Origin of the sequence: Tsukamurella ocularis (assembly GCF_024807615.1) — a bacterium.
Taxonomy (GTDB): domain Bacteria; phylum Actinomycetota; class Actinomycetes; order Mycobacteriales; family Mycobacteriaceae; genus Tsukamurella; species Tsukamurella ocularis.
The window spans coordinates 20,900-33,649 of sequence record NZ_JANUCJ010000006.1; the positions used below are offsets into that span (position 1 = coordinate 20,900).

Sequence of the window (12,750 nt, forward strand, 5' to 3'; positions counted from 1 at the left end):
TCCCCTTCCGCACCCGGATCAGCGGTAGACCAGGCCGCCGTCGATGAGCACGGCCTGCCCCGTCATGTAGTCGGAATCGGGCGAGGCCAGGTGGGAGACGAACGCGGCGACGTCCTCCGGCGTCTGCGCCCGACCGAGGGCGATGCCGCCGACGAACTGGTCGTACGTCGCGCCCACCGCGGCGCCGGTCAGGTCGGCGAAGCGGCGGTCGATCTCGACCCACATGTCGGTGCCCACCACCCCGGGGCAGTAGGCGTTGACCGTGATGCCGTGCGTCGCGTACTCCTTCGCGGCGGCCTGCGTGAAGCCGCGGACCGCGAACTTGGTGGCGCTGTAGGCGCCCAGCATGGCGAAGCCCTCGTGCCCGGCGATCGAGGCGGCGTTGACGATCTTGCCGCGCACGCCGCGCTCGATGAACGACGCCGCGGCGGCCTGGATGCCCCAGAGCACGCCATCGACGTTGACCGAGAACAGCCGTCGCAGCTCCTCGGGGGTGACGTCCGCGACCGGCCCGACAAGTGCCACGCCGGCGTTGTTGATCATCACGTCGAGCCCGCCCAGCGCCTCGACGGCCGCGGCGACGACGCCGAAGACCGCGTCGCGGTCGGAGACGTCGGCGGTGAGCGCGACGGCGCGGTGTCCCGTCGACCGGATCTCCTCGGCGACGGCCTCGACGCCGTCGGCGGTGAGGTCGACCAGGGCCAGGTCGAGACCGTCTGCGGCGAGGCGTCGCGCGATGCCCGCGCCGATCCCTCGTCCCGCTCCCGTCACCAGTGCGATGCGCGCCATCGTGTGTCCCTTCGTCGACGTGGTCGGACTCCGGTCTATGTGACCCGGGACACATCCGGCAAAGGTTGCGCGGGGTTGCGGCCTTGCGGCGGGCTCAGCGCAGGGTCTCGACCAGCACCGCGTCGGCGAAGCGATAGGGCTGGGCGGCGATCAGCCCGGACAGCACCCGGCGCAGCCGCGAGATCTCGGCGCGCACGGTGACCACGCGCGCCGGGTCACCGAACAGCGACGCGGCGACCTGCGCGGCGGTGTGCCCGCGACCGTCGGCGAGCAGCTCGAGGATCTGGGCGTGCCGGGGCGTGAGCTGGTGCCGCCACTCCCCCGTCGCCCCGGCGACCGTGACCGACGGGGCCTTCCCTGCCCGCAGGTCCAGCGTCACCCGCGTGGCGCCGTCGCGCGGCTCGTCGGCGACGGGCCGCAGCAGCCACCCGCCGGGCAGCGGCTCGACGGTGCACTGCCCCAGCTCCGGCAGCCACAGGTGCGCCGAGTCCACGGCGTTCGGCAGGGTGACCCGGGTGCAGGGCGCGAGCTGCCCGACGGCGGCGACCCAGCCGTGGGAGTCGACGACCAGGCCGGGGCCGGAGAGGCCCGCGAGCAGCGGGGCGGCGACGGTGCGCAACTGGTCGAGTCCGGCCAGGTGGGACTCGCGCAGCGTCGCCTCGGCGAGGCCGGCGACGGCCGCGACCAGCGCCAGCGTCGTGGGATGCACCGTCGAGGCCGGCCCGCTGACGTCGACGACGCCGAGCACGCGACCCGTGCGGCGGTCGCGGATCGGTGCGGCCGAGCAGGTCCAGGGGTGCTGGTTGCGCGCGAAGTGCTCCGCGGAGAAGGTCTGCACGGCGGCGCGCGACGCCAGCGCGGTCCCGATGGCGTTGGTGCCCACGTCGCTCTCCGACCACGCGGCGCCCTCGACGAAACCGAGCCGGTCGGCCTCGCGGAGCACGCGCGTCGAGCCGCTGCGCCAGAGCAGCCGGCCATCGGCGTCGGAGACGACCATGATGCTCGACCCGGCGTCGGTGATCGGGGCGAGGCCCGCGGTGAAGTCGTCGATGAGGCCCGCCAGCCCGGACTCCCGGCGCAGCCGGGACAGGTCGGCGGAGTGGATCGCGGGGCCCGCGCCGGAATCGGGGCGCAGGCCCGCCGCGATGACGCGATCCCAGGAGTCGCCGATCACCTCGCGCGGACGCGCGGGCGGCCGCTCCCCGGCCATCGTCGCGTCGTACACCTCGGCCAGCAGGCGCGCGTAGGTCCGGGGGTCCTCTCCGTGCGCCACCGCCGGCTCCACTGCGTGTGCCACCCCTCGATTCTGCATCGCCGCCCGTCGCGGCAGGGGCGATCGCCCAGAACGGTGCAACGGGACGCAACCCTTGTAACCCCTGTCACACCAGGAGTGTGATTCACACCACAGCACCACACCGAACGTGAAGGAGCATCACATGACCGCGATCGCGGAATCGGCACCGGACGTCGCCACCGGCCCCCAGGAGCGGGTCGACGCCTGGCTCGCGAAGTTCGAGGCGGCGCTCGCCGCCCGTGACGTCGCCGCGGCGGCGGACCTGTTCGAGCCCGGCGGCTTCTGGCGCGACCTGGTCTCGTTCACCTGGAACCTGAACACCAGCGAGGGCCGCGACCAGATCGCGGCGATGCTCACCGAGCGCCTGGACGGGACGGCGCCCAGCGCCTTCGCGACCACCGACCCCGCGTCGGGCGACGACGTGGCCGAGGCGTTCATCGGCTTCGAGACCGGCGTCGGCCGCGGCAAGGGCCACGTCCGCATCCGGCAGGACGAGGACGGCGTCGACCGCGCCTGGACGCTGCTCACCACGCTGCGCGAACTGAAGGGCCACGAGGAGTCCTTCGGCACCCGCCGCCCGATGGGCGCGGTGCACGGCGCTCACGTCGAGGCCCCGACCTGGGCCGAGCGGCGCGAGCAGGAGGAGGCCGAGCTGGGCCGCTCGATCCAGCCCGACACCCTCGTCATCGGCGGCGGCCAGGGCGGCATCGCCCTCGGCGCCCGCCTGCGGCAGCTCGGCGTGCCGGCGCTCGTCGTCGACAAGTACGACCGCCCCGGCGACCAGTGGCGCGGCCGGTACAAGTCGCTGTGCCTGCACGACCCCGTCTGGTACGACCACCTGCCCTACCTGCCCTTCCCCGCCAACTGGCCGGTGTTCGCGCCGAAGGACAAGATCGGCGACTGGCTGGAGATGTACACCCGCGTCATGGAAGTGCCGTACTGGTCGCGCACCGAGGCGCTGTCCGCGTCGTACGACGAGGCGAAGGGCGAGTGGACCGTCGAGGTGAACAAGGACGGCGAGCGCCTGACCCTGCACCCCAAGCAACTGGTGCTGGCGACGGGCATGTCCGGCAAGCCGAACATCCCGTCGTTCGAGGGGATGGACGTCTTCCAGGGCGAGCAGCACCACTCCTCGAAGCACCCGGGCCCGGACGCCTACGCGGGCAAGAAGGTCGTGGTGATCGGCGCCAACAACTCGGCGCTCGACATCAGCAAGGCGCTCATCGAGGCCGGCGCCGAGGTGACCATGGTGCAGCGCAGCTCCACCCACATCATCAAGTCCGAGTCGCTCATGGAGCACGGCCTCGGCGACCTGTACAGCGAGCGCGCCCTGGCCAACGGCGTGACCACCGACAAGGCCGACATGATCTTCGCCTCGCTGCCCTACAGGATCATGAACGAGTTCCAGAAGCCGATCTACGACAAGGTCCGCGAGATCGACGCCGACTTCTACCGGAGCCTCGAGGACGCGGGCTACGAGCTCGACTTCGGCGACGACGACTCGGGCCTGTTCATGAAGTACCTGCGCCGCGGCTCGGGCTACTACATCGACGTCGGCGCCGCCGGACTCATCATCGACGGCTCGATCAAGCTGGCCAAGGGCGGCGTGGACCACCTGACGGAGGACTCCGTCGTGCTCAAGGACGGCACGATGCTGCCCGCCGACCTGGTGGTGTACGCCACGGGCTACGGCTCGATGAACGGCTGGGCCGCCGACCTGATGGGCCAGGAGACCGCGGACACGCTGGGCAAGTGCTGGGGTCTCGGCTCCGCGACCACCAAGGACCCCGGCCCCTGGGAGGGCGAGCAGCGCAACATGTGGAAGCCCACGCAGGTGCCCGGACTGTGGATGATGGGCGGCAACCTGCACCAGTCGCGGCACTACTCGCTGTACCTGGCACTGCAGCTCAAGGCCCGCTACGAGGGCCTCGACACCCCCGTCTACCGGCTGGCCGAGGTGCACCACACCAGCTAGGCCCACACCGACTCCGGCCCCGTCGACCTGCTACCAGGTCGACGGGGCCGGTTCCATGTCCGGGTCGGGATCAGCGCAGGACAGCGCCCACGAGCTCCGACGCCTTCGCCACCGCGGCGTCGCGCGCCGTCGAGGCCTCGTCCTCGGTCAGCGTGCGGTCGCCCGCGCGGAAGCGCAGCGAGAAGGCCATCGACTTGCGCCCCTCGCCCACCTGCGCGCCCGTGAACACGTCGAACAGTGAGATGGCCTCGAGGAGTTCCCCGGCACCGTCGGCCAGGGCGGCCCGGACGGCCTCGGCGGGGACGGCGGCGTCGACGACCACGGCGACGTCCTGCAGCACCGCCGGGAACGGCGAGATGACGGGCGCGGGCAGGTTCTCTACGAGCGGGATCGCGTCGAGGTCGAGCTCGACGGCGGTGGTGCGCTCCGGCAGGCCCGCGCGCTCCAGCACCGCGGGGTGCAGCTCGCCCGCGTGCCCGACGACCGTCTCGCCGACGAGGACCTCGGCACAGCGTCCGGGATGGAACGGCGCGAACTGCGCGGACCGCAGGGTCAGCTCCACGTTGCTCGCGCGGCCGATCTCGCGGACCGCCTCGAAGGCGTCCGCCGCGTCGGCGGCCCGACCCGGCCCGGCCGGCCCAGCAAGGACGCGCTGGCCAGTGAAGACGAGCGCGATGTGCTCGGGCTGGCTCGGCAGCGACGCGTCGAGCTCGGCGACCTGCTCGGCGGTCGGGCGACGGTCGACGGGAATCGGGTCGACGGCGACCGTCTTCTCCGACGGCAGCACCACCTGGGCGATCGTGTACAGCGCGAGGTCGCGCTGTCCGCGGGAGACGTTGCGCGCCAGGATCTCCAGCAGGCCGGGCAGCAACGTGGTGGCGAGCGACGGCCGATCCGACTCGAGCGGGTTGAGCACCTTCGTGGTATTCCGGCGCGGGTCGTCCGCCTCCAGGCCCCAGGTGTCGAAGACTCCGGCGGGCAGGAACGGGCTGGTGAGGACCTCGACGTGGCCGGTGTGCGCGAGCGAGCGGCTCACGGTGCGGCGGCGACGCTGCCGGGCGCTGAGCCCCCGGCCACCGGGGGCGGCGGGCAGCACGGGCGGAATCTGCTCCAGCCCCTCGAGCCGCAGCACCTCCTCGACCAGGTCCGCGACCATGTTCAGGTCCGGCCGCCACGTCGGCGGGGTCACCGTCAGGCTGCCCTCCCCCTCGACCTCACAGCCGATCTGGGTGAGGCGGCGCACCGTCGTGCCCGGTGCGTAGGTGATGCCCGCGACGCGGTCCGGACGGTCCGCGGCGATGGTCACCTGCGGGCGATCGGCGTAGCCGCCGAGGTCGGTGAGTTCGCCCACGACGGTGCCGCCCGCGATCTCGGTGAGCAGGCGGGCCGCCTCGCGGACCGTCCACACGGAGATCGCGGGATCGACGGTGCGCTCATAGCGCTTGGCGGCGTCCGAGCTGAGCTTGTGTCGCTTGCCGGTGCGGAACACCTTGACGGGGTTCCAGATGGCGCCCTCGAGGATCACGTTGACGGTGTCGTCGCCCACCTCGGTGGTGGCGCCGCCCATGACGCCCGCGAGCGAGACGGGCCCGGAGTCGTCGACGATGACCGCGTCCTCGGGATCGAGCTTCCGCTCGACGTGGTCGAGGGTCTCGAGGGTCTCGCCGAGGCGGGACGCGCGCACGACGAGGCCGCCGCGCACCTTGTCGGCGTCGAAGGCGTGCAGCGGCTGGCCGCTGAGCAGCATGAGGTAGTTGGTCACGTCCACCGCGGCGCTGATCGGGCGCACGCCGGAGGTCAGCAGGCGGCGCTGCAGCCACCACGGGCTGACGGCCTTCGGGTCGATGCCCTCGACGCGCAGCGCGGTGAAGCGGGTGCAGCCCGACTCGGGCTCTACGGTGACGTCCACGCCGCCGGCGCCGCGCCCGGCCTTCTCCGACGGGGTGGTGATGTCGGTGAAGGGCAGGTCGTAGCCGCACGCCAGCTCGCGGGCCAGGCCGCGCACCGAGAAGGCGTAGCCGCGGTCGGGCGTCACGTTGAGCTCGATGACGGTGTCGTCCATGCCGAGCACCTGCTTGGCGTCGTCGCCGGGCGCCGCGGTCCCCGCGGGCAGCACGAGGATGCCCGAGTGGTCGGTGCCGAGGCCGAGCTCGGAGACCGAGCAGATCATGCCGTCGGAGGTGTGGTCGTACGTCTGGCGCGTGGCGATCGCGAAGCCGCCGGGCAGCACGGCGCCGGGCAGCGCCGCGACGATGAGATCGCCCTCGGCGAAGTTGCGGGCGCCGCAGACGATGTCGCGCGGCTCGGCCTCGCCGACGTCGACCTGGCAGAACCGGATCGGCTTGCGGAAGTTGGTGAGCTCCTCGATCGCCACGACGCGGCCGATCTTCAGCGGGCCGGTCACGGTGTCGAGCGAGTCGAGCTCCTCGACCTCGAAGCCGACGCGAACGAACCCCGCGTCCAGCTCGTCGGCGGTGACGCCCCAGTCCGGGGTGTCGCGGCGGAGGATCTCGGTGAGCCATGACTGTGCAACGCGCACGGTGGAAGTCCTTCTCCTGGTGTGGCTGTGGAAGCGGTGAGCGGCGCTAGCCGCGGACGCCGAAGGGCAGGGTGAAGCGGACGTCGCCCTCGACGATGTCGCGCATGTCCGAGAGGCCGGTGCGGAACTGGAGGGTGCGCTCGAGGCCCATGCCGAACGCGAAGCCCGAGTACTCCTCGGGGTCGATGCCGCAGGCGCGCAGCACGTTCGGGTTGACCATGCCGCAGCCGCCCCACTCGATCCAGCCGGCGCCGCCCTTCTTGTTCGGGAACCACACGTCGACCTCGGCCGACGGCTCCGTGAAGGGGAAGTAGTTCGGCCGCATGCGGGTGGTGGTCTCGGGGCCGAACATCGCCTTGGCGAAGGCCTCGAGGGTGCCGCGCAGGTGCGCCATCGTCAGGCCCTTGTCGACCGCGAGGCCCTCGACCTGGCTGAACACCGGGGTGTGGGTGGCGTCCAGCTCGTCGGTACGGAAGGTGCGGCCGGGGCAGGCCACGTAGATCGGCACGTCGCGCGTGAGCATCGAGCGCACCTGCACCGGCGAGGTGTGGGTGCGCAGCACCTGCCGCGAGCCCTCGGGCGCGACGTAGAAAGTGTCCTGCATCGAGCGGGCCGGGTGGTCCGGCAGGAAGTTGAGCGCGTCGAAGTTGAAGTGCTCGGTCTCGACCTCGGGGCCCTCGGCGATCTCCCAGCCGATGCCCACGAAGAAGTCGGCCACCTCGTCGGCGATGATGCTGACGGGGTGGCGGGCGCCCTGCGGCGCACGCGCCGACGGCAGCGTCACGTCGATCGACTCGGAGACGAGCACCGCGGCGTCGCGCTCGGCGTCGAGGACGGCCTTGCGCTGCTCGTAGGCGGCGCGCGCACGGCCCTGCGCGACGTTGACCCGCTTGCCCGCGTCCTTGCGCTCCTCCTTGGGGATGGAGCCGAGGGCGCGCTTGCTCAGCGCGAGCGGCGACTTCTCCCCGAGGTGCGCCAGCCGGGCGGTGTTCAGAGCCTCCAGGTCGGCCGCGGCGTCGAACGCCTGCGCGGCCTCCGCTGCGAACGCGTCGAGCGCGGCTTCGCTGAGGTCGTCGACGGGGGCGATCTGGTCTTCCGACACTGCTCTGGGCTCCTCGGTGAGGGTGGGACGGTACCCGACCAGACTAGTCGACGGGATTCCGCGGACGGAATCGCATTACCGCTGGTACGCGCCCAACACGCGGTCAGCCGTCACGTTCCGTGAGCCCCGCCCTGACCACGGTCGTCGGGGCACAGGCACACCACGCGTCCCCGATGACCTCGGCCAGCTCATCGCGGGTGATCTTCCCGAGCCGCAACCTCCACGACGCGGGGCAGGGCGAGCGCGATCGCAGCCACGCGCCGTCACACACCGGGGGATCACACTGCAACTCTGCCGGCGGTTGTCGCGCGCCCGGAACACTCATGCGGTGTGATGAACGCATGACGGACGTGAACCGCCTGCTGACCGTGATCGCCGACGAGATCGTGCCGCTGACCCGCGCCGGCGTCGCGGCGGGGAACAAGCTGTTCGGTGCAGCGATCCTCCGCAAGAGCGACCTGACCACCGTGATCGCGGCGACCAACGACGAGACGTCGAACCCGCTCTGGCACGGCGAGATCCACGCGATCAAGAAGTTCTACGAGCGCGGCGACCGACCTGCGCCCGCCGACTGCGTCTTCCTCGCCACGCACGAACCGTGCTCGCTGTGCCTGTCGGGTATCGCCTGGTCCGGCTTCGACAACTTGTCCTACCTGTTCAGCCACAGCGACTCCGAGAGGTCCTTCGCGATCCCGCACGACATCCGGATCCTCACCGAGGTCTACGCGGTGCCCGACCCGGACCGCTCGGCGCCGGCGCCGGGGCGCGACCTGTACAACCGGAGCAACGCGTTCTTCCGCGCGACCGACCTCATGCCGCTCGCGCAGGAGGAGTGCCCCGGTCTCCTGGAACGCCTGATCGCGGCCTACGACGAGCTGTCCCGGACGTACCAGGCGAGCAAGAACGCGGACGGTTCCGCATCGGGCAACATTGCCCTGGCGTGATGCAACACCGCCGTCACATCGAGGCAATCGATCGACGGATCGGGCTGCCTACCGTCGGGCCATGGCTATCACGACGACGGACGGCGGCACGCCGCTCACGCGACCGGAGGACGAGTACCTGGGCGTCGGAAAGACTCTCGGCTACGGGGTGCAGCACATCCTCGCGATGTTCGGCGGTGTCATCGCCGTCCCGCTGATCGTGGGCGGCGCCGCCGGCTTGGACACCGCGCAGAAGGCGCTCCTCGTCGCGAGCGGCCTGTTCGTCAGCGGCCTGGCGACGATGCTGCAGACGCTCGCCGTGCCGTTCTTCGGCAGCCGGTTACCTCTGGTGCAGGGCACCAGTTTCGCGACCGTCTCGACGATCCTCACGATCCTCGCCGGCGACCCCGAAAACGGGCTGCGCGTCGTCTTCGGATCGTTGCTCGTCGCCGCGGCGATCGGCCTGGCCATCACGCCGTTCTTCGCGCGGGTGATCCGCTTCTTCCCACCCGTCGTGACCGGGTCGATCATCACGGTGATCGGCCTGTCGCTCATGCCGGTCGCGGCGGGGTGGATCACCGGGCAGCCGACGATCACCGTCGACGGGCAGAAGGTCGCCAATCCGGATTTCGCGGCGCTCCCGAGCATCGGCCTCGCGATGTTCACCTTCCTCGCCGTCGTCCTGCTCAGCAAGGTGCGTGTGCTCTCCCGGCTGTCGGTGCTGCTGGGGCTGGCGGTCGGCACCGTCGTCGCCCTGATCGTCGGACACGCCGACGTGGGCGCCGTGGGATCCGCGTCGGTGTTCTCCCTCCCCCACCCCTTTGCCTTCGGCGGGCCGATGTTCGAGATCGGCGCGATCGTCTCGCTCACCGTGGTCATCCTGGTGACGATGGTCGAGACCACCGCGGACATCCTGGCGGTCGGTGAGGTCGTGGGCACGAAGGTCGACTCGCGGCGGGTCGCGGACGGGCTGCGGGCCGACATGGCGTCCTCGTTGCTGGCGCCGGTGTTCAACTCGTTCCCCGCCACCGCGTTCGCGCAGAACGTCGGGCTGGTCGCGCTCACCGGGATCAAGAGCCGGTTCGCCGTGGCCGCCGGCGGCGCGATCCTCCTGCTCCTCGGGCTGTCACCGATGGCGGCCGCCGCGTTCAGCGTGATCCCCGGGCCCGTCCTCGGGGGCGCTGGGATCGTCTTGTTCGGCACCGTCGCGGCCAGCGGGATCCGCACCCTCGCGAAGGTCGACTACCAGGGCAACAACAACCTGCTCATCGTCGCGGCAGCGCTCGCCTTCGGGCTCATCCCCGTGGTCTCGACCGACTTCTGGCACGCGTTCCCCGCCTGGTTCGTGGTCATATTCCATTCGGGCATCAGCGCGGCGGCGATCGTGGCGGTGCTGCTCAACCTTCTGTTCAACGTCCTCCTCCCGGGTGCGCCCGCACAGCCGTCGATCGTGGCGGCCGGCCCCGCGATCGGCGTTCCCGACAAGGTCGAACACGCCGCTCAGGAGACCGACGGTGCCGCCGTGGCACCGTCGGGCACGGAAGCACACGGTACGCACACGTCCGCCTGAGCCGCACCGGCGACCGCCCTCGCCGTGCCGAGCATCCCCACGAATACCACGAGGGCGGACCACCCCGTCGACGAACCGAGGCCCTCCTTCGCCATGAGCAGAACCGCCACTCCGGCGACGCACACGAGCACGCCGGCGCAGGCGCCGCGCACGCCGCGGGCCGTCACTCGGGCGTCCCACCAGGGCAGACGACGGTGCTCCAGCGGCGACAGAAGGACGAACAGCACGAACATCACCACCGCGAAGACCACGGCCCGCAGCGCCATCAGGCCCCAGAAGCCGGCCTGGTCCGGGTCGACCGCGTCGATGCCCACCGCGTGCAGCGCGAAGGCGGCGACGGCGATCGCGGGGATGTGCCAGAGGTAGAGCGTCATCGCGCCGCCGTTGCCCACCGCCACCGGGTACCAAACCCAGGGGCTCCGGGCCCAACGGCCGATCGCGGGCGCCGCCGCGACGAACAACAGGCTCACCCACACGCAGTGGAGGCCGAGCAGGAACGTCGGCGGGGTGGTGTTCGAGAAGGTCTCGGCGCCGGTCACGACGAGCGGAACGTCGTACGGGCCGAACGCGACCGCTGCCAGAGCCGCGACGAACGCGACCGCTGCGACGACCAGCGCGAACCGGGCCGGGATCAGCCGGCGGGCGTAGGCCACGCCGATGACCACGGGGATCAGCCACACGACGAGGAAGTTCGGGAAGCCCCACTCGATCGATCCCGTGCCGAGGCGCGCACCGTCGAACAGTGCGGTCGCGGCTAGCAAGGTCACGACGATCCCGGCGAGCGCGGCGGCTCCGCACCGCATCAGCGCGGGCACGAACGCGAGGACCAGCAGGTACACGCCGATGAACCACAGCAGCGCGACGGACTCTCCGCCGAGCCGCACGGCGCTCGGCTCCCCCAGCAGCGCCCGCGTCGCGGCCAGTGCGAGCGACCAGAACGCCAGGTACCAGAACACCGGGCGCGCGAGCCGCTGCGCCCGGCCCAGTAGCCACCCGCCCCACGCGGTCCCCGGCGTCAGTCCGTAGGCGGACGAGGCCGCGCCGGCGAGGAAGAACAGGGGCATGACCTGCAGCACCCACGTGATCGGTTGCAGCGAGGGCTGCGCGCCGAGGGTGTTGCCCACCCACACACCCGACGGGGTGATGGTGGCGAGCAGGAGCACGCAGTGGCCGACCATGACGACCAGCAGGCTGGCGAGGCGGGCGACGTCGATCGCGCGGTCGCGGGCGTTCGGGGTGCCGTCGAGGACGACGGAGCGGGCGGGCAGGAATCTCATGGTCACCATGCTTCCGGTGCGGGCGCCGTCAAGGATGAGTAGTCCTACCCGGAACCGGTGAGGACCTATCCCCGATTCTGCACGCGCGAGCTCGCGTACAGGCAGATCGACGCGGCGGTGGCGAGGTTGAGCGATTCGGCGCGGCCACGGATCGGGATGGCGATGCGGTGGTCGGCGAGATCCTGGAGCGCGCGCGGCAGACCGTGGGCCTCGTTGCCGAACAGCCAGGCCGTGGGGCCGGCGAGCAACTCGTCGGCGTCGTCGAGCGAGACCCCGCCGTCGGCGGCGGTGGCCAGCACCGTCAGCCCGGAGTTCTTGAGCTGCGCGATCGCCGCAGCGGCATCGCGCTCCTGCACGACGGGCAGGTGGAAGACGGATCCGGCGGAGGCGCGCACGACCTTGCCGTTCATCGGGTCGACGGCGTCGCCGGCGAGCAGCACGGCGTCGGCGCCGACCGCATCGGCAACGCGGATGACGGTGCCGGCGTTGCCGGGCTCGGCGACGTCGACGGGGGCGGCGACCAGCCGCGCACCGTCGGGCACGCGGGCCTCGGGCAGAGCCCGGCAGACGGCGACGATGCCGGGCGGAGTGACGGTGTCCGAAAGCCCGCGCATGGCGCGCTCGGTCACGTATGCCTCGCGACCCGTGAGCAGCTCGGGGTAGCGCGCGGCACCCTCCTCGCTGACGAAGAGTTCGTCGACGAGCCCGGCCTCGAACGCGGAAGTGACGGCGTTCGAGCCCTCCGCGAGGAACAGGCCCGCCTTGCGGCGGCCGGCGGCGCGGAGGAGCTTGGAAGCGGCAACGACCCGCGGGGTCCGCTCCGTGAAGAGCTGGTCCGCGGGTCGTTGCGAGTGCTGCGTCAAGTTACGCGACGGGCGCGTTCACGTCGGCGGGGAGCGCCTTGCGGGCGACCTCGACGAGCGCGGTGAAGGCGGCCGGATCGGAGACGGCGATCTCGGCGAGGTTCTTGCGGTCCACCTCGACGCCGGCCAGGCTCAGACCCTGGATCAGGCGGTTGTAGGTGAGGTCGTTGGCCCGCGCTGCGGCGTTGATGCGGGTGATCCACAGCTTGCGGAAGTCGCCCTTGCGCGCACGGCGGTCGCGGTACGCGTAAGTGAGCGAGTGGAGCTGCTGCTCCTTGGCCTTGCGGTACAGGCGCGACCGCTGGCCGCGGTAGCCCTTCGACGCCTCGAGGATGGAACGACGCTTCTTCTGAGCGTTTACTGCGCGCTTGACGCGTGCCATAAGTCTTCGTCCTTACGTGTGAAAAGTTCTAGCGGG

Annotated in this window: 10 protein-coding genes; 3 read left to right on the plus strand and 7 right to left on the minus strand. The window is 71.5% G+C overall.

Features of this window, described 5'->3' with window-relative positions; all coding sequences use genetic code 11:
* Window positions 1–18: 18 nt before the first annotated feature.
* Together HNP44_RS20275 and HNP44_RS20280 are read right to left on the minus strand one after the other, a co-directional pair.
* Entirely contained in the window at window positions 19–789 is a 771-nt protein-coding gene (locus HNP44_RS20275) for an acetoin reductase (protein ID WP_259144647.1), read from the minus strand.
* Window positions 790–883: 94 nt separating this feature from the next.
* A complete protein-coding gene (locus HNP44_RS20280; protein ID WP_259144648.1) occupies window positions 884–2,086 on the minus strand; it encodes a helix-turn-helix domain-containing protein in 1,203 nt (400 codons plus the stop codon).
* 139 nt (window positions 2,087–2,225) lie between these two features.
* Here HNP44_RS20280 and HNP44_RS20285 point away from each other — a divergent pair, with 139 nt between their 5' ends.
* The gene (locus HNP44_RS20285) at window positions 2,226–4,058 is read left to right on the plus strand and encodes a flavin-containing monooxygenase (protein WP_259144649.1); all 1,833 of its coding nucleotides are present in this window, start codon (window positions 2,226–2,228) and stop codon (window positions 4,056–4,058) included.
* 70 nt (window positions 4,059–4,128) lie between these two features.
* Here the strand turns inward: HNP44_RS20285 and pheT are convergent, their stop codons facing one another.
* The gene (pheT, locus tag HNP44_RS20290; RefSeq protein WP_259144650.1) at window positions 4,129–6,597 is read right to left on the minus strand and encodes a phenylalanine--tRNA ligase subunit beta; all 2,469 of its coding nucleotides are present in this window, start codon (window positions 6,595–6,597) and stop codon (window positions 4,129–4,131) included.
* A gap of 46 nt (window positions 6,598–6,643) precedes the next feature.
* Window positions 6,644–7,699, minus strand: a complete 1,056-nt coding sequence (gene pheS, locus HNP44_RS20295; protein ID WP_224647463.1) for a phenylalanine--tRNA ligase subunit alpha — start codon at window positions 7,697–7,699, stop codon at window positions 6,644–6,646.
* A 341-nt stretch (window positions 7,700–8,040) separates the two neighbouring features.
* On the opposite strand from pheS, the gene HNP44_RS20300 reads away from it, so the two are divergent.
* Complete coding sequence (locus HNP44_RS20300) at window positions 8,041–8,643, plus strand: nucleoside deaminase (RefSeq protein ID WP_259144651.1); 603 nt, start codon at window positions 8,041–8,043, stop codon at window positions 8,641–8,643.
* 61 nt (window positions 8,644–8,704) lie between these two features.
* Window positions 8,705–10,192 carry a nucleobase:cation symporter-2 family protein gene (locus HNP44_RS20305; RefSeq protein WP_259144652.1) on the plus strand — a complete coding sequence of 496 codons (1,488 nt, stop codon included), beginning with the start codon at window positions 8,705–8,707 and terminating at the stop codon, window positions 10,190–10,192.
* Here the strand turns inward: HNP44_RS20305 and HNP44_RS20310 are convergent.
* From HNP44_RS20310 to rplT, 3 genes are read right to left on the minus strand one after another with little or no spacing between them, the layout of a single operon-like run.
* Window positions 10,123–11,478 carry an acyltransferase family protein gene (locus HNP44_RS20310; RefSeq protein ID WP_259144653.1) on the minus strand — a complete coding sequence of 452 codons (1,356 nt, stop codon included), beginning with the start codon at window positions 11,476–11,478 and terminating at the stop codon, window positions 10,123–10,125. The genes HNP44_RS20305 and HNP44_RS20310 overlap by 70 nt on opposite strands.
* Before the next feature lie 56 nt (window positions 11,479–11,534).
* Window positions 11,535–12,332 carry a TrmH family RNA methyltransferase gene (locus tag HNP44_RS20315; RefSeq protein ID WP_259144654.1) on the minus strand — a complete coding sequence of 266 codons (798 nt, stop codon included), beginning with the start codon at window positions 12,330–12,332 and terminating at the stop codon, window positions 11,535–11,537.
* 1 nt (window position 12,333) lies between these two features.
* A complete protein-coding gene (rplT, locus tag HNP44_RS20320) occupies window positions 12,334–12,714 on the minus strand; it encodes a 50S ribosomal protein L20 (protein WP_224647444.1) in 381 nt (126 codons plus the stop codon).
* Window positions 12,715–12,750: the final 36 nt, after the last annotated feature.

What these genes read in the sequence shown, in the direction of transcription:
- HNP44_RS20275 (WP_259144647.1), bottom strand. Translation starts at nt 789, where the DNA reads ATGGCGCGCATCGCACTGGTGACGGGAGCGGGACGAGGGATCGGCGCG.
- HNP44_RS20285 (WP_259144649.1), top strand. Translation starts at nt 2,226, where the DNA reads ATGACCGCGATCGCGGAATCGGCACCGGACGTCGCCACCGGCCCCCAG.
- HNP44_RS20300 (WP_259144651.1), top strand. Translation starts at nt 8,041, where the DNA reads ATGACGGACGTGAACCGCCTGCTGACCGTGATCGCCGACGAGATCGTG.
- HNP44_RS20305 (WP_259144652.1), top strand. Translation starts at nt 8,705, where the DNA reads ATGGCTATCACGACGACGGACGGCGGCACGCCGCTCACGCGACCGGAG.
- HNP44_RS20310 (WP_259144653.1), bottom strand. Translation starts at nt 11,478, where the DNA reads ATGGTGACCATGAGATTCCTGCCCGCCCGCTCCGTCGTCCTCGACGGC.
- rplT (WP_224647444.1), bottom strand. Translation starts at nt 12,714, where the DNA reads ATGGCACGCGTCAAGCGCGCAGTAAACGCTCAGAAGAAGCGTCGTTCC.